This is a genomic window from Pseudomonas sp. EU05-FHT14B02 (assembly GCF_058791055.1).
This window is the reverse complement of sequence record NZ_JBYTDD010000028.1, coordinates 81,249-104,636: the sequence shown is the minus strand read 5'-3', so window position 1 is coordinate 104,636 and position 23,388 is coordinate 81,249. Positions and strand designations below refer to the sequence as shown.

Annotated in this window: 25 protein-coding genes and 2 tRNA genes (1 of these 27 cut by a window edge); 22 read left to right on the top strand and 5 right to left on the bottom strand. The window is 61.2% G+C overall.

Features of this window, described 5'->3' with window-relative positions; all coding sequences use genetic code 11:
- The first annotated feature begins 271 nt into the window (after nucleotides 1-271).
- The 14 genes from AC3WTM_RS23135 to AC3WTM_RS23070 all read left to right on the top strand — a co-directional run bounded on the left by AC3WTM_RS23135 (nucleotide 272) and on the right by AC3WTM_RS23070 (nucleotide 14,270).
- On the top strand, nucleotides 272-1,456 hold the full coding sequence (locus AC3WTM_RS23135; protein ID WP_102672756.1) for an acyl-CoA dehydrogenase family protein: 1,185 nt from the start codon (nucleotides 272-274) through the stop codon (nucleotides 1,454-1,456).
- A gap of 123 nt (nucleotides 1,457-1,579) precedes the next feature.
- A complete protein-coding gene (locus AC3WTM_RS23130) occupies nucleotides 1,580-2,701 on the top strand; it encodes an LLM class flavin-dependent oxidoreductase (protein ID WP_102672755.1) in 1,122 nt (373 codons plus the stop codon).
- Between the two features lie 611 nt (nucleotides 2,702-3,312).
- Nucleotides 3,313-3,606 carry a DUF6124 family protein gene (locus tag AC3WTM_RS23125; RefSeq protein ID WP_102672754.1) on the top strand — a complete coding sequence of 98 codons (294 nt, stop codon included), beginning with the start codon at nucleotides 3,313-3,315 and terminating at the stop codon, nucleotides 3,604-3,606.
- A gap of 265 nt (nucleotides 3,607-3,871) precedes the next feature.
- On the top strand, nucleotides 3,872-4,768 hold the full coding sequence (locus tag AC3WTM_RS23120; protein WP_102672753.1) for a VOC family protein: 897 nt from the start codon (nucleotides 3,872-3,874) through the stop codon (nucleotides 4,766-4,768).
- An 11-nt stretch (nucleotides 4,769-4,779) separates the two neighbouring features.
- Nucleotides 4,780-5,661, top strand: coding sequence for a CoA transferase subunit A (locus AC3WTM_RS23115; RefSeq protein WP_102672752.1), 882 nt, complete (start codon nucleotides 4,780-4,782; stop codon nucleotides 5,659-5,661).
- 12 nt (nucleotides 5,662-5,673) lie between these two features.
- Nucleotides 5,674-6,462 (top strand): CoA-transferase subunit beta, encoded by a 789-nt coding sequence (locus AC3WTM_RS23110; RefSeq protein ID WP_102672751.1) that lies wholly within the window; start codon nucleotides 5,674-5,676, stop codon nucleotides 6,460-6,462.
- A 23-nt stretch (nucleotides 6,463-6,485) separates the two neighbouring features.
- On the top strand, nucleotides 6,486-7,358 hold the full coding sequence (locus AC3WTM_RS23105) for an enoyl-CoA hydratase (RefSeq protein WP_102672750.1): 873 nt from the start codon (nucleotides 6,486-6,488) through the stop codon (nucleotides 7,356-7,358).
- Between the two features lie 2 nt (nucleotides 7,359-7,360).
- Nucleotides 7,361-8,428 carry an NAD(P)H-dependent flavin oxidoreductase gene (locus AC3WTM_RS23100; protein WP_102672749.1) on the top strand — a complete coding sequence of 356 codons (1,068 nt, stop codon included), beginning with the start codon at nucleotides 7,361-7,363 and terminating at the stop codon, nucleotides 8,426-8,428.
- A gap of 9 nt (nucleotides 8,429-8,437) precedes the next feature.
- Nucleotides 8,438-9,193, top strand: coding sequence for an enoyl-CoA hydratase family protein (locus tag AC3WTM_RS23095; protein WP_102672748.1), 756 nt, complete (start codon nucleotides 8,438-8,440; stop codon nucleotides 9,191-9,193).
- A 10-nt stretch (nucleotides 9,194-9,203) separates the two neighbouring features.
- Nucleotides 9,204-10,370 carry an acyl-CoA dehydrogenase family protein gene (locus AC3WTM_RS23090; RefSeq protein WP_102672747.1) on the top strand — a complete coding sequence of 389 codons (1,167 nt, stop codon included), beginning with the start codon at nucleotides 9,204-9,206 and terminating at the stop codon, nucleotides 10,368-10,370.
- A gap of 10 nt (nucleotides 10,371-10,380) precedes the next feature.
- Complete coding sequence (locus AC3WTM_RS23085) at nucleotides 10,381-11,436, top strand: acyl-CoA dehydrogenase family protein (RefSeq protein WP_102672746.1); 1,056 nt, start codon at nucleotides 10,381-10,383, stop codon at nucleotides 11,434-11,436.
- 105 nt (nucleotides 11,437-11,541) lie between these two features.
- Entirely contained in the window at nucleotides 11,542-12,690 is a 1,149-nt protein-coding gene (locus tag AC3WTM_RS23080) for an acetyl-CoA C-acetyltransferase (RefSeq protein WP_102672745.1), read from the top strand.
- A gap of 66 nt (nucleotides 12,691-12,756) precedes the next feature.
- The gene (locus AC3WTM_RS23075; protein ID WP_102672744.1) at nucleotides 12,757-13,632 is read left to right on the top strand and encodes an SDR family oxidoreductase; all 876 of its coding nucleotides are present in this window, start codon (nucleotides 12,757-12,759) and stop codon (nucleotides 13,630-13,632) included.
- A 128-nt stretch (nucleotides 13,633-13,760) separates the two neighbouring features.
- Nucleotides 13,761-14,270, top strand: a complete 510-nt coding sequence (locus tag AC3WTM_RS23070) for a DUF1993 domain-containing protein (protein WP_102672743.1) — start codon at nucleotides 13,761-13,763, stop codon at nucleotides 14,268-14,270.
- 99 nt (nucleotides 14,271-14,369) lie between these two features.
- On the opposite strand, the gene sstT is transcribed toward AC3WTM_RS23070, so the two are convergent.
- Complete coding sequence (sstT, locus tag AC3WTM_RS23065) at nucleotides 14,370-15,602, bottom strand: serine/threonine transporter SstT (protein ID WP_102672742.1); 1,233 nt, start codon at nucleotides 15,600-15,602, stop codon at nucleotides 14,370-14,372.
- Between the two features lie 390 nt (nucleotides 15,603-15,992).
- On the opposite strand from sstT, the gene AC3WTM_RS23060 reads away from it, so the two are divergent.
- Entirely contained in the window at nucleotides 15,993-17,147 is a 1,155-nt protein-coding gene (locus tag AC3WTM_RS23060; protein WP_090456711.1) for an MFS transporter, read from the top strand.
- Between the two features lie 5 nt (nucleotides 17,148-17,152).
- On the opposite strand, the gene nhaR is transcribed toward AC3WTM_RS23060, so the two are convergent.
- Nucleotides 17,153-18,052: a transcriptional activator NhaR gene (gene nhaR / locus AC3WTM_RS23055; protein WP_057714085.1), complete on the bottom strand. Its 900-nt coding sequence runs from the start codon at nucleotides 18,050-18,052 to the stop codon at nucleotides 17,153-17,155.
- Nucleotides 18,053-18,187: 135 nt separating this feature from the next.
- Between nhaR and AC3WTM_RS23050 the strand changes: the two genes are divergently transcribed.
- Both AC3WTM_RS23050 and AC3WTM_RS23045 read left to right on the top strand, forming a co-directional pair.
- Nucleotides 18,188-18,430, top strand: a complete 243-nt coding sequence (locus AC3WTM_RS23050) for a hypothetical protein (RefSeq protein WP_102672741.1) — start codon at nucleotides 18,188-18,190, stop codon at nucleotides 18,428-18,430.
- 29 nt (nucleotides 18,431-18,459) lie between these two features.
- Complete coding sequence (locus AC3WTM_RS23045; RefSeq protein ID WP_207291247.1) at nucleotides 18,460-19,209, top strand: TerC family protein; 750 nt, start codon at nucleotides 18,460-18,462, stop codon at nucleotides 19,207-19,209.
- Nucleotides 19,210-19,287: 78 nt separating this feature from the next.
- Here AC3WTM_RS23045 and AC3WTM_RS23040 read toward each other — a convergent pair whose 3' ends face one another.
- Nucleotides 19,288-19,455 (bottom strand): hypothetical protein, encoded by a 168-nt coding sequence (locus AC3WTM_RS23040; RefSeq protein WP_173677981.1) that lies wholly within the window; start codon nucleotides 19,453-19,455, stop codon nucleotides 19,288-19,290.
- 180 nt (nucleotides 19,456-19,635) lie between these two features.
- Between AC3WTM_RS23040 and AC3WTM_RS23035 the strand changes: the two genes are divergently transcribed.
- The 3 genes from AC3WTM_RS23035 (at nucleotide 19,636) to AC3WTM_RS23025 (ending at nucleotide 20,897) form a co-directional block, all read left to right on the top strand.
- A complete protein-coding gene (locus AC3WTM_RS23035; protein WP_102671630.1) occupies nucleotides 19,636-20,364 on the top strand; it encodes a C39 family peptidase in 729 nt (242 codons plus the stop codon).
- A gap of 93 nt (nucleotides 20,365-20,457) precedes the next feature.
- Nucleotides 20,458-20,664, top strand: a complete 207-nt coding sequence (locus tag AC3WTM_RS23030; RefSeq protein ID WP_015094297.1) for a DUF6021 family protein — start codon at nucleotides 20,458-20,460, stop codon at nucleotides 20,662-20,664.
- 17 nt (nucleotides 20,665-20,681) lie between these two features.
- Nucleotides 20,682-20,897: a hypothetical protein gene (locus AC3WTM_RS23025; protein ID WP_007977127.1), complete on the top strand. Its 216-nt coding sequence runs from the start codon at nucleotides 20,682-20,684 to the stop codon at nucleotides 20,895-20,897.
- A 58-nt stretch (nucleotides 20,898-20,955) separates the two neighbouring features.
- Here the strand turns inward: AC3WTM_RS23025 and pbpG are convergent, their stop codons facing one another.
- Both pbpG and folD read right to left on the bottom strand, forming a co-directional pair.
- Nucleotides 20,956-21,894, bottom strand: a complete 939-nt coding sequence (gene pbpG, locus AC3WTM_RS23020; protein ID WP_102671629.1) for a D-alanyl-D-alanine endopeptidase — start codon at nucleotides 21,892-21,894, stop codon at nucleotides 20,956-20,958.
- Between the two features lie 235 nt (nucleotides 21,895-22,129).
- Complete coding sequence (gene folD / locus AC3WTM_RS23015) at nucleotides 22,130-22,984, bottom strand: bifunctional methylenetetrahydrofolate dehydrogenase/methenyltetrahydrofolate cyclohydrolase FolD (protein ID WP_102671628.1); 855 nt, start codon at nucleotides 22,982-22,984, stop codon at nucleotides 22,130-22,132.
- Nucleotides 22,985-23,258: 274 nt separating this feature from the next.
- Between folD and AC3WTM_RS23010 the strand changes: the two genes are divergently transcribed.
- A tRNA-Arg gene (locus tag AC3WTM_RS23010) sits at nucleotides 23,259-23,335 on the top strand.
- A gap of 32 nt (nucleotides 23,336-23,367) precedes the next feature.
- Nucleotides 23,368-23,388: transfer RNA gene (locus AC3WTM_RS23005), tRNA-His, on the top strand; it runs 155 nt beyond the window's last position.

The following is a 23,388-nucleotide window of genomic DNA, read 5'->3' as shown; positions in this document are numbered from 1 at the left end:
GGCGTACGGTTACCGGGATAGTGAGTTCTTTTTCATGAAGATCAAGAGCGTCTTTCCCGGCAATCCGTGAAGAACCTAAAAAATCCACACCGCCTGTCATCCAACACACCCCTTTCAGATACCCCCGATACCTGTTCCCCCAAAACCACATGGTCCGTTTGAGGGATGCCCGCCCGGTCTTGCATTGCTTGAATGCCAGTGTAGGGGCGCTACACCCGCCCCGTTGCACGCGCGCCCCGGCGGATGGGGTGAACAAAGGAGAACAATAAAAATGCTCAACCAAGACCTGATTCGCCAGCGTCTGAGCCAACGTGCCCGCGAGCTGGTGCCGATCCTGCGTGAGCGCGCCCTGAATGCCGCGCAAGCCGGCCAGTTGCCCGAAGAAACCCTGAAGGATTTCCAGGACGCCGGGTTCTTTCGCATCCTGCAACCGTCCCGTTGGGAAGGCTACGAGCTGGAGCCCAAGGATTTCTTCGACGTACAGATGACCCTTGCCGAGGGCTGCATGTCGTCGGCCTGGGTGCTGGGGGTGGTGGCGATCCACAACTGGCAACTGGCGCTGTTCGACGACCGCGCCGCGCAGGATGTCTGGGGCAGTGATTCCAGCGTGCTGATCTCTTCTTCCTATATGCCGGTGGGCAAGGTCGAGCGGGTCGAGGGTGGTTTCAAATTGAGCGGTCGCTGGGGCTTTTCCTCCGGCAGCAAGCATTGCGAGTGGGCGTTCCTCGGTGCGCTGGTGCCGCCGGAAGAGGCGGGCGGTGCGCCGGATTATCGGACGTTCCTGGTGCCGCGCAGCGATTACCAGATTCTCGACAACTGGAACGTCATGGGCCTGGAAGCCACCGGCTCCCACGACATTCTGGTGGCGAACGCCTTCGTTCCCGAGTACCGCACCCATCGCGCCCTCGACGGCTTCATGCAGAACAGTCCGGGCAATGCGGTCAACACCGCGCCGTTGTTCCGCCTGCCATTCGGGCAGATTTTCGTGCGTGCGGTTTCGTCCTCGGCCATCGGTGCCCTGCAAGGTGCGGTGGATCAGTTTGTCGGGCACAACCGCGCCCGGGTCGGGGTCAACGACGGTCGCAAAATGGTTCAGGACCCGGCTGCGCAATCGGCGCTGGCCAACGCCATGGTCTGCGTCGATGAGTGCAAGACCGTGCTGCTGCGCAATTTCGCCCTGATGCTCGAGCGTGCGCAGAAGGGTGAGCCGCTGAGCATGCCCGAGCGGGTGAAGATGCGTTACGACTCGGCGCTGGTGGCCGACAAGTGCGCCAAGGCCGTTGGCGACCTGATGTTCAACAGCGGTGCCTCGACGATCTTCCGCAGCCACCCGATCAACCGTGCCTTCCGCGACATTCACACCGGTCGCGCCCACGTCGCCAACAGTCCGGCCAAGTATGCGTGGAACCTCGGCGGCGTGAGCATGGGGCAGGACAGCAACGACTTTTTCCTCTGATGGTTTCTGCTGAATCAGCTAGTCCGTTTGCGTGATTCGAGCGCCCTGCCAATACCCGAGCATGGGCGCAAGGCGTAGGTCTCTGGCGCCGACTGCGCATCCAAATAAGCACAAGGATCAACCATGAAATTTTCCCTGATTTACGAAGCCCAGACGGTGGACTCCAGCCGCGAAGGCGACCGCAAGATTTTTGAAGACACCGTTGAGCAGGCTGTGCTCGCCGACAAGCTCGGCTTCGACACCTTCTGGTGCGTTGAACACACCGCGCTGAGCAACTACTCGCACATGTCCGCGCCGGAAACCATGCTGGCTTTCGTGGCCGGTAAAACCGAGCGCATCGGTATCGGCCACGGCGTGGTCTGCCTGCCTCCGGCGATGAACCACCCGGTCAAGGTCGCCGAGCGCATCGCCACCCTCGACCTGCTGTCCAAGGGGCGTGTGCACTTTGGCGTGGGCAAGGGCGGTACCCAGCAGGAAGCCGGCACCTTCGGCTACGACTTGGCGACCTTGCAGCCGCAGATCGACGAGATGATGTACCTGATCCCGAAAATGTTCGTGCAGGACGAGATCGAGCACAACGGCGACTTCGTGCAGATCCCCAAGCGTCCGATCCATCCAAAGCCGTATCAGGATCCGCACCCGCCAATGTACCTGGCGTGCACCAACACCGAGTCGCTGAAGAATGCCGGCGGTCGTGGAATGGGCGCGCTGGTGCTGGGCTTCGGTGGCCCGGAAGAAATCGCCAAGAAGGTTGAGGTGTATCACACGGCCTACGACAACCGCGATGAAAAGAAGCAAGTGGGCTTCCGCCCTAACCGTCACATTGCCGCGTTGTGCCCGGCCATCGTGCTGGACGACAACGCAGAGGCGCGCCGCATCGGTATCCGTGGCCAGCGTTACTTCATGGAGTCGTTGGGCTACTGGTACGGCGGTGGCGAGCGTCCGGATCCGGAGAAGTGGAAGGACGACACCTTCGTCGATGGCAATGGCCAGAGCGTGATCAAGTCGCGCTTCGCTTCTGAAGAAGTCAGTGTCGACTTCTCCGACCCGACCATGGCCATGATGAACCCGAACCACGCCTACGGCACCGTCGAGGATTGCATCGGCTACGTGCAGCGCCTGATCGATGCCGGCGCCGACGAAATCCTGTTCATTTGCCAGATGGGCACCGTGCCGCAGTGGGCGCAGCTGGAGACCTTGAAGAACATTGGCGAGAAGGTGATTCCGCATTTCCGCAAGGCGTGATAGTTGACGCTAAACGCATGAACACCGCATACCCCTTGTAGGAGCGAGCCTGCTCGCGATAAACCTGAGAACGCCGCGGGGTGCCAGGCTTGCAGCGTTATCGTTGGCGACCATCGCGAGCAGGCTCGCTCCTACAGTTGACGCATTTCAGGCATGGCACGGACGTCAGGCCCACTTTCCAACGGGTCCCCAAGGCCCGTTTTTTTATGCCTGCACTAATCTTGACCATCACATACCTCCCACAGGTTTTTGGGTTGTTAAACGAAGCCTGTTTAACGGCTGTCAGTGTTACTTGATGAAAGCTACACCGCCTTGCGTCGTTGCCTACAGGTACGCCAGAATCCGCCGGCTTGTGCGCCTTGGGGCCGCTCGGTAACTTGATTCGCGTCACTGCCCATCAGTGATCGGGTTTAGTCGCCCGGGGTGCTACGAAGCGCATTTGCATACCAGACAGTCAGGTCATTTCATGCCTGCACTCCATGGTAGCTGTGCGCAGGGCGCCTTCGGGCGCGCCGGTATCGTGCTCCCCCGGTCGACTAACCTGCGTACAGCTGCCACCCTCTTGTTTAGTCGCAAGTAGGTGATGGCTCCACATTTTGGAGCATTCAACCATGGTCAAACCTTCACCTAATCCCCCTGAAACCGAACGCATCCCCTCACTCGCCGACATCCGCGCCATGCCGCGCAAACCCAGCACGATGTACACCATCAACCCCGAACTCGATGCCCAAACCCTGCTGGGCGATGCCTGCCAATCGCTGGCCTCGGCCAATGTCATGACACTCGATCTGGCGGATCATACCGAGGGCCCAAGCCGCCACACCCTGCTGGGCATCGCCCAGATCATCATGCTCGGCGAGCTTTCGGTGAACCGCGCACTGGATCAGCTGAACCCGCCTGAATAACTGCAAATGAAAACTCTGTAGGAGCGAGCTTGCTCGCGATGGTCGTCAACGATGACGCGGGCTGTCTGATGCCCCGTGGAGTCTGGTCGTCCATCGCGAGCAAGCTCGCTCCTACAGGGGGGGTTATGCGCGCAAGCATTGTTTTTCGCTAGTCCCATTGGACGATGTTGCCCCTCCCCGAACCCGTTTGAATAGGCCCTACATAAAGTCTCCCCCGGCAGTCGCCGAAGGGCGGCACCGCCTGAGAAAAACGAGGAGTGCATCCATGGATATCCGCGGTCTGGGTTACGTCACCCTGTTATCCAGCGACCTGGCGCAATGGCGCCACTACGCAAGCCAGGTGCTGGGCATGATGGTCATCGGCAACGATGACGACGAGCACCTGTACCTGAAAATGGACGAGCGCCACTACCGCATCCTGGTGCAAAAAAGTGTCGGGAACGGCTTTGGTGCCTGCGGCTGGGAAGTGGCCGGCAAAGCGGCGCTGGAACAGGCGGTCAGCGAGTTGCAGCAAGCCGACGTGCAAGTGACCCGCGGTACCGCGGCCGAGGCCGAGTTGCGCAAGGTCCAGGAGCTGGTGCACTTCAGCGACCCGGATGGTAATCGCCACGAACTGTTCTGGGGCCCGCTGCAGGACTTCGCCCGTTTCGTCTCGCCGGTGGGCGTCAAGGGTTTTGTCACCAATGAGCTGGGCATGGGCCATGTAGTACTGCCAGCGCCGGCCTTCGAACGCTGCCGCGACTTCTACGAACAGGTGATGGGTTTTGGCCTGTCGGACCTGATGAAAGTGCGCTTCACCCCGGACCCGGCCGAACCGCAAAAGCGTATTCACTTCCTGCACTGCAACAACGGCCGCCACCACTCGCTGGCGATTTTCGAGTGCCCGATGCCCCACGGTTGCGTGCACATGATGGTCGAGGTCAATGCGCTGGACGAAGTCGGTCGCGCCCTGGACCGCGTCCACGCCAACGGCGTGAAGCTGTCGGCCACCCTCGGCCAGCACACCAACGACCAGATGATTTCTTTCTATATCAAGACCCCGTCCGGGTTTGACCTGGAATACGGCTGTGATGGCCTGGTGGTCGACTGGGACCGCCACACGCCGTTCGAAAGCACCGTGGTCAGCCACTGGGGCCACGACTTCAGTGTCGGTCGCCAATGAGGAACAAGACGATGGACAAGCAAATGACCACCGCCGAGATCGTCGGCCAACTGCGTGACGGCATGACCATCGGTATCGGTGGCTGGGGCCCGCGCCGCAAACCGATGGCGCTGGTGCGCGAGATTCTGCGCTCGGACCTCAAGGACCTCACCGTGGTCGCCTATGGTGGCGCCGATGTCGGCATGCTCTGCGCCGCCGGCAAGATCAAGAAACTGGTGTTCGCCTTCGTTTCCCTGGACTTCATTCCGCTGGAACCTTACTTCCGCAAGGCGCGCCAGGAAGCAGCGCTGGAAGTGATGGAGATCGACGAAGGCATGTTGCTGCTCGGTCTGCGGGCGGCGGCGATGAACGTGCCGTTCATTCCGACGGCGGTGGGCCTGGGCACCGATGTGCTGCGCCACAACCGCCAGATCAAGTTGATCGCCTCGCCCTATGCCGATGGCAAGGATTGGGTCGCCATGCCGGCGCTCAAGCTCGACGCCGCGCTGGTCCACGTTGACCGTGCCGACAAACGCGGCGTGTGCCAGATCAGCGGTCCGGATCACTACATGGACGACCTGTTCGTGCGGGCTGCGACCCACAGCTACGTGACCTGCGATGAGCTGGTCGACAGCGAGTATTTCCATCAGGACTCCGCCCACGCCCACCAAGTGTTCTGGGAACGCAACCTGACCACCGCCGTGGCCCACGTGCCGGGCGGGGCGCATCCGTCGTCCTGCGCGCCGCTGTACGGTTTCGATGTCGCGCACTTCAAGGCCTACAACGCCACGGTCCAGGTGGCCGACGGCTGGCAGGGCTATGTCCGTGACTACGTCGATTGCACCCACGAACAGTATCTGGAAAAGGTCGGCGGCCTGGCTGCGATCCGTGAACTGCCGTTGCCGATTTTCTAAGGGAACCTTCCGATGAGCACTACTGATTACAGCCTCGCCGAGTTGATGATCTGCGCGGCCTCCGAAGCCTGGCGCGAAGACGGCGAAGTATTGGCCTCCGGCATCGGCGTGATTCCGCGTCTGGCCGCTTCGCTGGCCATGCTGACCAGCAACCCGCAACTGCTGATGACCGACTCCGAAGCCTACATGGTTGCCGAGCCGGTGCCGCTGGGCGCACGCAAAGGCTATGAACCCAAGCGCGACAGCTGGATGGGTTTCTCGCGGATTTTCGACAACGTCTGGGGCGGCAAGCGCCATGCCCTGGTGGGCCCGACCCAGATCGACCGCTTTGGTCAGGCCAACATTTCCTGCATCGGCGACTACGCCAAACCCAAGGCGCAGATGCTCGGTGTGCGCGGTTTCCCCGGCAACTCGATCAGCCACGCCAACTCGTTTTGCGTGCCGAGCCACAACCGTCGGGTGTTCGTCGAAGGCGAGGTCGATATGGTCGCTTCGGTCGGCTACAACCCGGCCCGACTGGCACGGGGCTGGAAGCTGGACGACATCGACATCCGCCTGATCATCACCGACCTCTGCGTGCTGGATTTCCAGGGCCCGCAACGGCAGATGCGCATCCGTTCGCTGCACCCCGGCGTGACGGCGGCGCAAGTCCAGGACAACACCGGCTTCGAGCTGCACGTACCGGACGATTGCCTGACCACTGCCGCGCCGACGGCCGAGCAGTTGCAGCTGATCCAGCGTCTGGACGCGCACAACCTGCGCGCCCTGCAACTTAAAGACAACCCGCCAGGCCAACGCTGAGCAACGCGTTGCGGAGACAAGTGATGGCTGAAGATAACGATAACAATCAGGCCGAGGTGGTGCTGTACGAGGTGCGTGGCGCGGTGGCCCTGGTCACCATGAACCGCCCCGAGTTCCACAACGCGCAGAACTCGCAGATGACCTATGCGCTGGACGCGGCGTTTCGCCGGGCCTGCGATGACGATGAAGTGAAGGTCATTGTGTTGCGTGGCACCGGCAAGCATTTCTCCGCCGGGCATGACATCGGCACCCCGGGCCGCGACGTCGACAAGACGTTCGACCGCGCCAGCCTGTGGTACGACCATGTGAACAAACCGGGCGGCGAGTTTTTGTATGCCCGTGAGCAGGAAGTCTATCTGGGCATGTGCCGCCGTTGGCGCGAGATGCCCAAGCCGACCATCGCCATGGTCCAGGGCGCGTGCATTGCCGGTGGGTTGATGCTGGCCTGGGTCTGCGACCTGATCGTGGCCAGCGAGGATGCTTACTTCGCCGATCCGGTGGTGCGCATGGGCATTCCCGGGGTGGAGTATTTCGCCCACGTGCACGAATTGAATCCACGCATCGCCAAGGAATTTTTGTTCCTCGGCGAGCGCATGCCGGCACCGCGTGCCTATCAGATGGGCATGCTCAATCGGGTGGTTGCTCGCGACGAGCTGGAACAACAGACCCTCGACATCGCCGGGCGCATCGCACAGATGCCGCGCCTGGGCTTGCAGCTGAGCAAGCAAGCGGTGAACAACGCCGAAGACCTGATGGGCAAGCGCGCGACCATGGACATGGTGTTCGGTCTGCATCACTTCGCCCATGCTCACAATGAACTGGTGTCCGGCGACCGCCTCGGCGGCTACGACGCCAAGGCCATGGCCAGTTCCCAGCGCAAAACGGGCGAGGCGTGAGCATGGCGATCTCGTTGAATACCCGTTTGACACAACTGCTCGGGTGCCGTTATCCGATCATCCAGACCGCCATGGGCTGGGTCGCCGACCCGAAACTGGTGGCGGCCACGGGCAATGCCGGTGGTTTCGGTTTCCTGGCCGGGGCGACCATCGAACCGCAGCAGATGGAAGCCGCAATCATCGAAACCCGGCGCCTGACCGATCAGCCGTTCGGGGTGAATTTCCATATGTACCAGGCCAATGCCGGCGAGATCGTCGAGTTGGTGTTGCGCCACAAAGTCCGGGCGGTCAGCTACAGCCGTTCGCCGGGCAAGCAAATGATCAGCCGCCTGAAGGACGCCGGCGTGGTGTGCATCCCCACGGTGGGCGCGCTCAAGCATGCGCAGAAAGCCGTGGAAATGGGCGCCGATGCGGTGACCGTGCAAGGCGGCGAGGGCGGTGGGCATACCGGCTCCGTGCCGACCTCGATGCTGCTGGATCAAGTGGTCAATGCGGTGTCGGTGCCCGTGGTGGCGGCCGGCGGTTTCAAGGACGGCAGGGGCCTGGTTTCTGCCCTGGCCTACGGCGCCGAGGGCATCGCCATGGGCACGCGTTTCCTGATGTGCGCCGACAGCCCGGTGCCGCAAGCGACCCTGGCGCGCTACCTGGCGGTCAAGGACCCGGCGGCGATCATCATCAGCCGCGCCATCGACGGCATGCCGCAACGGATGATCCGCAACGAATTGCTCAACCAACTGGAAAACAGCGGCGGCCTCAAGCGCCTGTTGCTGGCATTGCAGAGTGGCCTGGCCTACCGCCGCCACACCGGCATGAGCCTGATGCAACTGCTGACCAGCGCGCTGAAGATGCGCGGCAGCGGGGAGCTGACCGCCGCGCAAAGCATCATGGCCGCCAACGCGCCGATGGTGATCCAGAAAGCCATGGTCGACGGGCAACCGGCCGCGGGCGTCTTGCCCGCCGGGCAAATCGCCGCCTCCATCGACAGCTTGCCCAGCTGCGCCCAATTGATTGAACAGATCGTCCGCGACGCCGAAGTGCGCCTGGGCGAGCTGTGCCGCCGTGTGTCGTAAGGGGAAAGCATGAAACCATTTAGCGTCAGCATCGATAACGGCATTGCCGAACTGGTCTTCAACCGACCACCGGTCAACGCCTTCAACTGCCAGGGCTGGGCCGATATCGCCAGCGAAATCGAAAGCCTGGGGCGCAATGCCGAGGTGCGGGTGATCCTGATCCGGGCCGAAGGGCGCGGCTTCTGCGCCGGGGTCGACATCAAGGAACTGGCCGCCGACGGCAACCTGATCGTCGCGGTGAACAAGGGCAACTACGACAGCTTCAAGGCGATCCACCGCAATCCGAAACCGGTGATCGTCGCCGTGCACGGCTTCGTGCTCGGTGGCGGCATCGGTATCTGCGGCGCTGCCGACATCATCGTCGCGTCCGAGTGCGCCACCTTCGGCGTGCCGGAAGTGGATCGCGGGGCCATGGGCGGCGGTGCGCATTTGCAGCGGTTGTTCCCGGTGCAGAAAGTCCGCCACATGTACTTCACCGGCGAGGCCATCGACGCCGCCGAGGCTTACCGCCTGGGCGCCGTGGAGCAGGTGGTCAAGCGCGAAGACTTGCGCGAAGCCGCGTTGCGGATCGCCCGCACCATCGCCGCCAAGAGCCCCGGCATGATCAGCCTGGCCAAGGAAGCGCTGACGGGCATCGAAGACGGCAATCTGGAAGACAAATACCGCTGGGAGCAGGGTTTCACCCTCGAAGCCTACCGCTCACTGGACTCTCAGGAAGCACGCGACTCGTTCGTCGAGAAACGCGATGCCCGATTCAACGGCTGAAGGCATATCCATGGACCTGACCTATACCCCGGCCCAGCAGGCCTTTCGCGTCGAGGCGCGGACCTGGCTGGCGGCCAATGTACCGAGTGAACCGCTGCAATCGTTCGACACCGAGCAAGGTTTTGCCGAGCACCGTGCCTGGGAAGCAAAACTCAACGAAGGCCGTTGGGGCATGGTCACCTGGCCGACCGAACTCGGCGGCCGTGGTTGCGACCTGATCGAGTGGCTGATTTTCGAAGAGGAATACTACCGTTCCGGGGCGCCGGCACGGGTCAACCAGAACGGCATCTTCCTGCTCGGCCCGACCCTGATGGAGTACGGCAGCGAAGAGCAGAAAGCGCGATTCCTGCCGCGCATGGCCACCGGTGAAGACATCTGGGCCCAGGCCTGGTCCGAGCCGGGTGCCGGCTCCGACATGGCGGCGATTCGGTCCAAAGCTGAACGAGTGGGCGACCATTACGTGATCAACGGCCAGAAAACCTGGTCGACCCGCGCGGTGTGGGCTGACTGGGCGTTCGGTATTTTCCGCACCGACCCGCAGTCTCAGCGCCATCACGGCCTGACGTTCATCCTGCTGCCGCTGAACACGCCGGGGATCACCGTGCGACCGATTCCGCAGCTCAACGGCCTGCCGGGCTTCGCCGAGATCTTCTTCGACGACGTCAAGGTGCCGGTGGAAAACGCCCTCGGTGGCGAAGGCATGGGCTGGCACGTGGCAATGTCCACCGCCGGTTTCGAGCGCGGTTTGCTGCTGCGCTCACCGGCGCGCTTCCAGGAAACCGCCAGGCGTCTGGTGCAGTTGTACCAGGCCAACCGCGAACAGGCCGACCGCGACCCGGCCATTGGTGAAGCAGTGATGCGCGCCTGGCTCGATGCCGAGGCCTACACCCTGGGCACCTACATGACCGCTTCGCAACTGGTGCGGGGCGGCAAGATCGGTCCGGAATCGTCGACCAACAAGATCTTCTGGTCCGAACTCGACCAGCGCATGCACGACACTGCCATGAGCATTCTCGGATTGCGCGGCGAGCTGCTGCCCGATGCCCCGGCCGCCGGCGACGTCGGCCATTGGCTGGAAGGTTTCCTGTTTGCCCAGGCCGGGCCGATCTATGCCGGCACCAACGAGATCCAGCGCAACATCATTGCCGAACGCATGCTCGGCATGCCGCGTGCCTGAGGAATAGACCATGGACTTTAGTTTCAGCCGCGACCAACTGCTGTTTCAGGACAATGTCCGCAGCTTTCTGATCAACGAAGTCACCCCGGAACGCATTCGCGAACTGTGGCAGAGCGACAGCGGGCGCAGTGAGCGACTGTGGGGCCAGTTGGTAGAACTGGGCCTGACCGCGCTGACCGTGCCAGAGGCGCAGGATGGCATGGGCATGAATGAGCTGGATTTCGTGCTGATTGCCCAGGAATGCGGTTACGCCGGCCTGCCTGAGCCGCTGGTGGACACCATGCTGGTCGGCGTGCCGCTGTTCGCTGCCCTCGACGAGCAACAGGCAACGCTCAAGCAATACTGGTTGTCGCGGGTCGCCGGGGGCAATGCGCGGCTGGCGGTCGGCGAGCCCGGTAACCCGCTGGTCAGTGACGCCCATGTCGCCGATCTACTGTTGCTGGCCCATGGCGATGAAGTGCATGCGCTGGAGCGCGATGCCGTGCGCCTGACCCGCAACGAGTCGGTCGACCCGAGCCGCCAGTTGTTCCAGGTCGAGTGGACGCCAACACCGGACACCTGCGTCGCCAGTGGCGAACAGGGCCGACGTTTGTGGGCCGCTGCCTTCAACCGTGGCGCCCTCGCCAGTGCCGCGCAATTGCTCGGACTGGCCAAGCGCATGGTCGACCTGGCGGTGGACTACACCTTCGAGCGCAAGCAGTTCGGCAAACCGGTGGGGTCGTTCCAGGCGGTCAAGCATCTGATGGCTAACGTCGCGGTACAGATCGAGTTCGCTAAAGGCCCACTGTATCGCGCCGCCTATGCGGTCGCAGAGCAGCAGGCAGATCAGGACGTATTCGTCTCCCACGCCAAACTGGCAACGGCGGAAGCGGCCATGCTTGCGGCGAAGAACACCATCCAGGCCCACGGCGCCATGGGGTACACCTGGGAAGTCGATTTGCATCTGTTCATGAAGCGCGCTTGGGCGCTGGACAAGGTCTGGGGCGATCGCGGCCATCACAAAGAGCGGATTCGCGCTGTGTTGCTGGACGGCAAGCCTGCGCTGGGTGCGGGCAGTACGTTCTAACCCGTCAGTAAGGGTGACTACATCTCTGTGGGAGCGAGCAAGCTCGCTCCCACAGGTTTTTCGGCGCACTCAAAACCAGATTTCAATTTTTCACAGAGGTAGACCATGCCTGAAGCCTACATAGTCGACGCCCTGCGTACGCCCACCGGGCGGCGCAAGGGTGGTCTGAGCCAGATCCATGCCGCCGACCTGGGCGCCCACGTATTGCGCGCGCTGGTCGAGCGCAATGCCATTCCCGACGAGGATTACGACGACGTGATCTTCGGCTGTGTCGACACCATCGGCCCGCTGGCCGGTGACATCGCCCGCACCAGTTGGCTGGCGGCCGGCTTGTCGCAATCGGTGCCGGGCACCACCATCGATCGCCAGTGCGGTTCGTCCCAGCAAGCGGTGCACTTCGCCGCCCAGGCGGTGATGAGCGGCACTCAGGACGTGGTCATCGCCGGTGGCGTGCAGACCATGACCCAGATCCCGATTTCCTCGGCGATGATCGCCGCCGAACCCTTGGGCTTCACCGATCCGTTCAGCGGTTCCGAAGGCTGGGTGAGGCGCTATGGCGCGCAACCCCCAACGCAGTTCCGTTCGGCGCAGTTGATCGCCGAAAAGTGGGACCTGTCCCGGGCGCAGCTAGAAGCCTATTCGCTTGAGTCCCATCGACGTGCCTTGCAGGCCATCGAGCAAGGCCGCTTCAACCGCGAGATCGTGCCGCTGGCTGGTGTGCTGCATGACGAAACCCCACGCCAGACCAGCCTGGAAAAAATGGCCGAGCTGGAATTCCTGTTTGGCTGTGACCGGGTCACCGCCGCGGTGTCGAGCCAGACCTGCGACGCGGCCAGCGCGATGCTGATTGTCTCGGAGGCGGCGCTCAAGCGTTACGGCCTGACGCCACGAGCACGCATCCATCACCTGAGCGTGCGCGCCGAAGACCCGATCTGGATGCTCACCGCGCCGATCCCGGCCACCGCTTACGCACTCAAGCGCGCCGGCATGAAGCTCGAAGACATCGACCGGGTGGAGATCAACGAGGCCTTCGCCTCGGTGGCCATGGCCTGGCTGAAAGAGACCGGCTATCCCCACGAACAGACCAACGTCAATGGCGGCGCGATTGCCCTCGGCCATCCGCTGGGCGCCACCGGCACTCGCTTGATGTGCACCTTGCTGCATGAACTGGAGCGCAGCGGCGGACGCTTCGGCATGCAGACCATGTGCGAAGGCGGCGGTCAGGCCAACGTGACGATCATCGAACGCTTGTAAACCAGGATGCACACCGCTCCTACAGGGAATTGTGTCGACCCGTGATGAATTTGAAGGATGAGCAACATGAAGATCTGTGAAAACCGCGTCGTCATCATCACCGGTGCCGGCGGTGGTCTGGGCCGGGCCTACGCACTGGCCTTCGCCGCTGAAGGCGCGAAAGTGGTGGTCAACGACATCAACCGCGACGCAGCGCTCGCCGTGGTTGGCGATATCCTCGGGCAGGGCGGCAGTGCCGTGGCCAACAGCGACGACATCACCCGCTATGACTCGGCGGGCTTGATCGTGCGGCAGGCCATCGAAACCTTCGGCGACCTGAACGTGGTGGTCAACAACGCCGGCATCTGCCGCGACCGCATGTTCGCCAGCCTCAGCGAAGCCGACTGGGACGCCGTGGTGGCGGTGCACCTGAAGGGTCACTTCTGCATTTCCAGCCACGCCGTGAAGTACTGGCGTGAGCGGGCCAAGGGCGGCGCCAGGGTCGATGCACGGATCATCAACACCAGTTCCGGCGCCGGTTTACAGGGCTCCATCGGTCAGTCCAACTACGCGGCGGCCAAGGGCGGCATTGCTTCGCTGACGCTGGTGCAGGCGGCTGAGCTGCGCCGCTACGGGATCACCGCCAACGCCCTGGCGCCGGCCGCGCGCACCGGGATGACCGAGCAAGTGTTCGCCGACACCATGAAAAAGCCTGAAGAGGGCTTTGACTACTTCGCCCCGGAAAACGTCGCGCCGCTGGTGGTGTGGCTCGGCTCCGAGGCTTCCGCCGAGGTGACCGGGCAGATGTTCGAAGTCGAGGGCGGCAAGTTGTCGATTGCCGACGGCTGGCGCCGTGGTCCGCAACTGGATCGTCAGGGCCGCTGGGCGGTCGGCGAGATGGGCGATGCCGTCGCTCAACTGATGACGCAGGCGGTTCCTGCGGCCAAAGTTTACGGCAGCTGAAAAAGACCGGTCTCGGGAGGCGTGTGCATGGCTATAATCGGCCCACGTTCCAACGCTGATCACCTGTAGGAGCGAGCTCGCTCCCACAGGTTACCTGCGATCCCTCCAGTCACCATACGAGACCTGCCATGACCATTTCCCTGTACGACGCTTCCGTGCCTGTTTTCCAGCAAATGCTCAACGCCCTGAGCGATGTGCTGAAGAAAGCCGAAGCCCACGCCACCGCCAAGAACATAGACCCAAACGCCTTCCTGCAAGCTCGCCTGTACCCGGACATGTTCCCGCTGGTGCGTCAGGTGCAGATCGCCGTTGATTTCAGCAAGGGTGTTACCGGTCGTCTGGCTGAAGTCGAGCTGCCGAAGTACGACGACAGCGAAACCACCTTCGCCGAACTGCAAGCGTTGATTGCCAAGGCACTGGCCTTCATCGGCTCGATCAAGCCGGAGCAGATCAACGGCAAGGAAGGCATCGAGATCGTGACCCGTCCGGGCACGCCTAAAGAGAAGCGCTTCAGCGGCCAGTCCTACCTGCTGACCTACGGCCTGCCGCAGTTCTTCTTCCACATCACCACCACTTACGCACTGCTGCGCCATAACGGCGTGGAAGTGGGCAAGCGCGACTACATGGGCGCGTTCTAAACCGTCCGGGTACAAAAAAGCCCCCGGAGCCTTTGGCTGCGGGGGCTTTTTCATGGGTACCCAGTCTTCAGCTACACCACAAATCCTGTGGGAGCGGCGTTACGCCAAACGCTCGGCTTTTTGCTCTTCGCCCAGGCAAGCCGCCGCGGTGAACAGCACATCGGTGGACGAGTTGAGCGCGGTTTCCGCCGAGTCCTGCAACACGCCGATGATGAAACCGACCGCCACCACCTGCATGGCGATTTCGCTCGGAATGCCGAACAGGCTGCACGCCAGTGGAATCAGCAACAGCGAACCACCGGCTACACCGGAAGCACCGCAGGCGCAGATTGCCGCGACGACGCTCAGCAGGATCGCCGTCGGAACGTCCACGGTGATGCCGAGGGTGTGCACGGCCGCCAGGGTCAGTACGGTGATGGTGATCGCGGCACCCGCCATGTTGATGGTCGCACCCAGCGGGATCGATACCGAGTAGGTGTCTTCGTGCAGGCCCAGACGCTTGCTCAACTCCAGGTTGACCGGAATGTTCGCCGCCGAGCTGCGGGTGAAGAACGCCGTGATGCCGCTCTCGCGCAGGCAGGTCAGCACCAGCGGGTACGGGTTGCGGCGCAGTTTCCAGAACACGATGAGCGGGTTCATCACCAGTGCCACGAACAGCATGCAGCCCAGCAGTACGGCCAGCAGATGTGCGTAGCCGATCAGCGCACCGAAGCCGGAGGTGGCCAGGGTCGAGGCCACCAGGCCGAAGATGCCCAGCGGGGCGAAGCTGATCACCAGGCGCACGATCACCGTCACGCCGTTGGACAAGTCGCCCAGCACTTCACGGGTGGTGTCGCCAGCGTGGCGGATGGCAATACCCATACCGATGGCCCACGCCAGGATGCCGATGAAATTGGCATTCATCAGGGCGCTGACCGGATTATCGACCACGCTCAGCAACAGGCTTTGCAACACTTCGCCAATCCCGCCAGGCGCTGTGACCGCGACGTCCTGGGTCGACAGCACCAGGCTCGACGGGAACGTCATGCTGGCAACCACCGCGACCACGGCCGCCGCGAAAGTGCCCAGCAGATACAGGAACAGAATCGGACGGATGTGGGTTTCCTGGCCGTGCTTGTGGTTGGCAATCGACGCCATGACCAGCACGAACACCAGAATCGGTGCGACGGCTTTGAGCGCCGAGACAAACACTTTGCCAATGAACGCCGCGGACTTCGCCATGTCGGGGGCAATCAGCGCCAGGGCAATACCGGCGATCAGGCCGATCACGATCTGTGTGACCAGACTCAGGCGTTTAAGGCGTTGTAATAGAGAAGGGGATGAAGCTGTCATAAAACGGCATCTCTGAATTTTTATAAGTGCATGGTTTCGTCGCAGTTGCAGCAACAAGCAGGGCAGGCCGCAGACCGGAAACCGAGAGGGGAATACAGGGTGTAGAACACCGTATTCCTTGTGGGAGCGAGCAAACTCGTTCCCACAGGTTTTGCCCCTTAAATGATCGGCATTGATCACAGGGTGTACGTTTTTCAGGGCGCGGACTTTATCACAGCGCAGGAACGATCTTTCAGACCTGTGACGAACTGCCGCCCTGGTCTTCAACGCGAATTGCAGGTTCGTGCAACCGCATCCGAAAACACTCTGTTAAGATTCGCCATCCTCATTTTCATGTCTGCCAGTGGGCCTTCGGGCTATCGCTGGTGTTTTCGTTTTCTGGAGTTTTGCATGCTGCTGCCCATTCTTCTGTTGTCCGCCGCCGGCTTCACGGTGCTGACCACGGAATTCATCATTGTTGGTCTGTTGCCGGCTATCGCCAGGGACCTGGAGGTCAGTATCCCGCAGGCCGGTTTGCTGGTGACCCTGTTCGCCTTCACCGTGGCCGCGTTCGGGCCGTTCCTGACGGCGTATTTCGCCCGCTTCGAGCGTCGCAAGTTGTTCATCTCGGTGCTGATCATGTTTGGCCTGGCCAACACGGTCGCGGCGTTGGCGCCGAACATCTGGGTGATGGCGTTTGCCCGCTTGATCCCGGCGCTGGGGTTGCCAGTGTTCTGGGCATTGGCCAGCGAAACGGCGGTGGACATCGTCGGGCCGGATTACGCCGGTCGAGCCATCGCCAAGATCGGCTTCGGCATCGTTTGCGCCACGGTGTTCGGCATTCCCGTGGGCACGCTGATTTCCGATGCGTTCGGCTGGCGCAGTGCTTTCGCGATTCTGGCGGTCATCGCCTTTGCCAAGGCGTTGCTGCTGTTTATCTATCTGCCCAGGACCAACCTGCACCAGCATCAGGTGAGCTTTCGCTCGCAGTTCAAGATCCTGCGCAGCCCGCTGATGCTCGGTCACGTGCTGCTGTCTGTGATTGTGTTCAGCGGCATGTTCACCGCGTACACCTATCTGGCGGACATCCTTGAGCGACTGGCCGGCTTCAACGGCACCGTGGTCGGCTGGTGCCTGATGGGCTTTGGTGCGGTCGGGCTGATCGGTAACTCCCTGGGTGGCCGTGCGGTGGATCGTCATCCGCTGATGGCGTCGATGATGTTCTGTGCGTTCATGATTGCCGGCCTGGTGGCGCTGGTGCCGAACATTCATTCGCCCCTCGGTCTGGCGGCGGCGATGGGCATCTGGGGCGTGACCCAGGCGGCGTTGTTCCTGGTCAGCCATGTGCGCCTGATGAAAGCGGCGCCCGAAGCGCCGGCCTTCGCTGCGTCGCTGAACATCGCCGGGGCCAACCTCGGTATCGGTCTGGGCGCGATGATCGGTGGCCGGGTAATCGACAGCGTCGGCCTGCAAGGCCTTGGCTTCGCTGCGGCGGCGTTCATCCTCGCCTCGATCCTGCTGGCCATTGCGCTGATGACCTTCAAGCCCCGGGAAGTCTGCGCCTGAGTGTCCTAAAACTCGGTAAACAGCTCGCGTCGGGCACCTTCGGTAATGGCGACAATGCCGGGGTGCTTGACCTTGCGTTCCACTGAGATGGCATAGAACGACTCGCTCACCGCGTCGGTCTGGCCGATCACTTGCACGCCATATTGGCGTCGCACCTCATCGGCAATCACGCTCGGGCCGATAAAGATCCCGCTGCCGGATTGGCCGAAGGCCTGCATCAGGGCGCTGTCGTCGAACTCGCCGACAATTTGCGGCTGGATCTGTTGTTCGGCAAACCACCGTTGCAAACGGCTGCGCACCACGGTTTCCGGCCCGGGAATCAGTAGCGGCGCACCGTGCAGGTTGCGCGGAAAGTCGTGACCGTAACGGGCCGCCAGCTCTGGGGTGGCGAAGAAGCTGATCCCGCACTCACCGAGTTTCTGGCTGTAGCCCTTGATATCCAGGTGCGATGGCATGGGGCTGTCGGATATCACCAGGTCCAGGCGCTGGATTGCCAGGTCGGCCAACAAACGTTCTAGCTTGTCTTCGCGACAAGTGATGCGCAGCGGTTCGCTCAGCTCCATGGTCGGTGCAATCAGGCGATAGACGATGGATTTGGGCACCACGTCGGCCACGCCGACGCGAAACAGGATCTGCTGCTCATTGGGTTGTGCCCGCAGCATCAGTTCCAGTTCGCCACCCAGCTGGAACATTTGTTCGGCGTAGGGCAGTGCCTGGCGGCCCGCCTCAGTGAGTTCGAGTTGGCGTCCTACACGCCGAAACAACTCGATGCCAAAGGTCTGTTCCAGTAATGAAATCTGCCCACTGATGGTTTGTGGCGTGAGATTGAGCTGCTCACAGGCGCGCACGATGCTGCCGGTCTTGGCCACCACCCAGAAGTAATGCAATTGCCGATAGTTGAGCATGGTGATCTACAGTTCGTAAAAATCGAAGTATAGCCGCTGAAAATACGAATTTTCCTGAAGTATTCACTTCCCTAGAATGCATCGCTATCAACGGGCCATCGTTTAGGCCCCGTTCGTTCTATCGAGGAAAGCATCATGAAGCTTAAAGCCACGGCATTGCTGATCACGTCTTTACTGGTACTGGCCGGTTGCGACCAGGCCGAGAAAAGCGCGCAACAACTGATGGGCAAGGCTGCCGAAAGCGCCAAACAGGCGATTGACGATACCCATAAGGCCGCCGAGCAAGCACTCAGTGACGCCACCAGCGGGTTGATCAGCAAAAAAGAATCATCGGAAAAAGACTCGGAAAAAACCGAATCTTCCTCCCAGGAAATCTAAACCGCATTACAACGAGTCAGGACTGACCCATGGATTACCTTTTACAACTTGCCGCCAGCCCCACCGCCTGGGTCGCCCTTGCCACCCTGATCGTGATGGAGATCGTGCTCGGCATCGATAACCTGATCTTCATCTCGATCCTGACCAACAAGCTGCCCTTGCACAATCGACAGCGGGCACGGCGCATTGGTATCGGCATGGCGTTGATCCTGCGTCTGGGCTTGTTGAGCACCATCGCGTTCATCGTCCAGTTGACCAATCCGGTGATCGAGATTCTCGGCCACGCGTTCTCCTGGAAAGACATGATCCTGATTGCCGGTGGCCTGTTCCTGTTGTGGAAGGCGACCACCGAGATCCATCACAGCATGGACCCGGCACCGGAAGATCCGAAGTCGGCGACCTCGACCGTGACCCTGGGCTTCGCGGCCGCGATCGGTCAGATCCTGATGCTGGATATGGTGTTCTCCATCGACAGCATCATTACCGCTGTCGGCATGACCGAGCATTTGCCGATCATGGTCATCGCGGTGGTGGTGTCGGTACTGGTGATGTTGCTGGCAGCTGATCCGCTGGCCAAGTTCATCAACGACAACCCGACAGTGGTGATGCTGGCCCTGGGCTTCCTGATCATGATCGGCATGACGCTGATTGCCGAAGGCTTTGGCGCCCATGTACCGAAAGGCTACGTCTATGCGGCCATGGCATTCTCGGCTTCGATCGAGGTGTTGAACATGATGTCCCGTCGCTCCAGGCAGAAGCGTGCAGTCACTGAGGCCTGACCCACGCTAAAAGAAACGGCCGCCTGAACTCGAAGGAGTGCAGGCGGCCGTTTTTGTTGGTCTCGGATAAAGGAGGTGTCAGTGAGCGTTTGCGTGCTGGCTCGGTGCCTCGCCCGCTTCTTGTGCAGGTGCCGGCTGGACAGGGTGATGGTGGCGGCGGGTAATGCGCAGCACACCCCACAGCATGGCGGCAGCTACCGCCAGCCAGCCGCAAACCAACATTACAATGATCATGGTCAGGCTCATCGGTGCCTCCTCTTTGCCCCTCTATGGGCACTCACAGCTTCGCTGTCGTCTCTTTAGGGAACAGTCTAGCCGCTGCTGCATTTCAGGCTATTGACCGAAAGTCGGCAGTCACCAACCAGTTCGCTCTATCGAATGCAAACAACTACCGGTTAAGGCTATACCGCTGTCGCGCGGCGTCCTATGATCAACGGCCTTGCCGGGAACATTGTTGCCTGGTGCCTGAACAAGAGAGTGATGATGGTGCGGGTATTTTCTCGAATGCTGTCGGCGGCGCTGATGGCGGGATGTGTGGCGGCGCTGGCGGGTTGCGCCGGGAGTGTTGCACCTGAGATCAAGCGTCTGCCGGAGCGGGTCGAACTTAGTGGCCGCTTCTACAGGGGCGTGGCCAATCAAAGCGGACCGCAGGTGCTGGCCAGCATGCTGTCCCAGCAGAACATCGTGATTACGCCGGGTTTGCTCGACAAACCGCTGCATTTGCCGGGCGCCGAAGCTCAGCTGGAACAGAACATGGTGAACCTCGCGCGTGAGTACGGGATGGTGGTCTATCCCCTTGACGCGACCTTGCCAGCCTTGTTGACTCAGGTCGCGGCCGGTTATCCGGTGATGGTGCGCTTCACTGAAGGCTCGGCGATGTGGGCCGAACCGCGTTATGCGATTCTCACCGGATACAACCGTCAGAAGCAGACCGTGCTGCTGCGCGCAGGCATGAGTCAGCGGACGTTGATGAGCTTCAGTTCTTTTGAATCGGCGTTCAAGGATGCCGGCGGTTGGGCAGTGTTGATCCAGAGTCCAACGCAGATTCCCGCCCAGGTCGATCAGCAACGCTGGCTCAAGGCAGCCAATGATCTGGCGCAGGCGGGTCAGGAGCCGGCGGCAGCAAAAGCTAGAAAGGCCTTGGCCGCACAGTAAGTCCGTTCGTCACCTTGCGGGCACCAGCGCTCGATGCCAGCCTCTAATCTGCAAAGGCCCGGATCTTTCCGGGCCTTGATACAGGAGGCGCCCATGGCTCATTCAACTACGCCCGTCGGTCCACACTCATCAGAGCATTCGTCTGGCGATGAGCTGGGTTTCGATCCCGATTCCCCGGATCTTGCCGATCCTCAGGTCGACCCGATCGGGCCCGCCAAGGCACCGAGGGACGTGAAGCCAGGTGACAACCCCAAGGCTCCGGCCAAGCCCTACGATCCACTGGGTGATCTGAAGCCTTAGGACCAATGGAGGTGTGTATGTCTACCGATTCCAGTTTCGACGACAAACGTCCGGAAACCGTCCCCACAACCCCCGAGCAAAGCACCGATCCGGTGATGGATCCCGACAGCCCATTGAGGGATCCTCTGGCACGTCCAACGGTGGTGCCCACTGAAAAGCCGAAGGGTTGGAGAGATCCAAGTACCGGCGACGGCATTCCGGATGACGACCAGATGCCGCTGCCTAACGACTGACTTTGGGACGAAAAAAAGCCCCGGATGTCCGGGGCTTTTTCATGCGTTTGCAGCAAGGTTACTTCGAAGCTTCTACCACGCCGCTTTGCCGCTGCTTGAGGTTCTTGTCTGCCTTGTACTGCAAGGCTACGGAAGGCACGTCCGCGCTTTTTCCGCTCTCTACCCAATTACGCATGCGCGTGGCATCGGCAAAATGGGTGTACTTGCCATAGGCGTCAAGGATCACCAAGGCCACCGGGCGGTTAGCCATCCGGGTCACCAGCACCAGGCAGTGGCCGGCCTCGTTGGTGAAGCCGGTTTTTGTCAGCTGGATGTCCCAATCCGGCTTGCGGACCAAATGGTCGGTGTTGCGGAAACCCAGGCTGTAGTTCGGTTTGCGAAACGAAACGGTCTTTTCCTTGGTTGTACTCAGCTCGGTCAGTAGCGGGTACTTGTGCGCGGCGATCAACAGTTTGCTTAAATCGCGAGCGGTTGAAACGTTGCGCGGCGAGAGACCGGTCGGCTCGACGAAATGGGTATTGGTCATGCCCAAGGCCCGGGCCTTGGCGTTCATTGCAGCAATGAACGCGGCATAACCACCCGGATAGTGGTGGGCCAGGCTTGCAGCGGCTCGGTTTTCAGATGACATCAGGGCAATCAGCAGCATTTCCCGGCGCGGCAGTTCGCTCTTGAGCTTGACCCGGGAGTACACACCTTTCATTTCCGGTGTGTCGCTGATGTTGATGTTGATGTATTCGTCCATGTTCTGCCGAGACTCAACCACGACCAGGCCAGTCATCAACTTGCTGACGGAAGCGATCGGCACCACCACGTCAGGATTGCTGGCGTAGATGACTTTGTTGGTCTGCATGTCCAACAGCAAGGAGCTGCCGGAAGCGAGCTTGAGTGTCTTCGTATCTCGCGGTGCTGCGGTGGTTTCGCCAGCGCTGGCGAAGGGCATGATGAAAGTCCCTGCAACTGCAAAAAATAGGCTCAGGATGGAAAGACGGATTTTCACGCTGGCAGACTCATAAAGTGTTGATAAGCCGTTCTGTAACGGACTGTTTCCTGAAAAGCGCGTCATTCTGGAGTATGGCTGAATAACTGTCGATGGTTGTTCAAGTAACCGGTGAAAGTCCTGAGAAACATGAAAAAAAAGTCATTTTCCGGCGGGCGGTCGGTGTTTCTAGCAGGCAAAAAAAACCCCGCCAGGGCGGGGTTCCTTGTCACGCTGAAGGCGTGCGCGTTGAAACTCAGCTGTGCAGGGTTTCGGCGGCGTACAGAGTGTTTTCCAGCAGGCAGGCACGGGTCATCGGGCCTACGCCGCCCGGTACCGGGGTGATCCAGCCAGCGCGGGGCAGGGCGGTTTCGTAGATCACGTCACCGACCAGCTTGCCGTCGTTCTGGCGGTTGATGCCGACATCGATCACGATCGCGCCTTCCTTGATCCATTCGCCCTTGACCAGGCCCGGCTTGCCGGCGGCGACGACGACCAGATCCGCACGGCCGACATGGCCGGCCAGGTCCTTGGTAAAGCGGTGAGTGACCGTCACGGTGCAGCCTGCCAGCAGCAATTCCATCGCCATCGGGCGGCCAACGATATTGGACGCGCCGACGACCACGGCATCCATCCCGTAAAGGTCGACACCGGTGCTTTCCAGCAGGGTCATGATGCCTTTTGGGGTGCATGGGCGCAGCAGTGGAATGCGCTGGGCCAGGCGACCGACGTTATAAGGATGGAAACCGTCGACGTCTTTATCCGGACGAATGCGCTCCAGCAGCCTGGAGGCGTCCAGGTGTTCGGGAAGCGGAAGTTGAAGCAGAACGCCGTCGATTGCAGGGTCGTCGTTCAGGCGATCGATCAGCTCGGTCAGCGCTTCTTGAGTGGTTTCGGAAGGCAGGTCATAGGCTTGGGATAGAAAGCCGACCTCTTCACAGTCTTTACGCTTGTGCGAGACATAAACCTGAGAGGCAGGATCGCTGCCGACCAGGATCACCGCAAGGCCGGGCGTGCGCAGGCCTTGCTGGCGACGCTCGGTGACACGTTGGGCGATCTGCTGGCGCAGGCTGGCGGCGATCGATTTGCCGTCGATAAGTTGTGCAGTCATTGCGCGTGATTAACCATCGAGAGGGGAAAAAAAGAGAACGTATTCTCGCATGTCATGCGGTGAGGGCAAAGGCGCTTGGTCTGCAAATTCCCCTAACTCCTTTAATTAAATGAATTTTTTTTAAAAAGGATTTGACGACCTTCGGGGGGCTCTATACTATTCGTCGCACTTGTCGGGCACAGCCTAGCACTGGTTAGGAAGGTTGAGCAGGATTACGATTCTGCAAGACTGGAAAGCACTTAGTTTGTAGTCCTCCAAGGTTACAGCTAACAAGGCGCCCGTAGCTCAGCTGGATAGAGCATCCGCCTTCTAAGCGGATGGTCGCAGGTTCGAGTCCTGCCGGGTGCGCCATTAGGCAGCTTTGGCACAAGTAGCGCGATATGGTGGGCGTAGCTCAGTTGGTA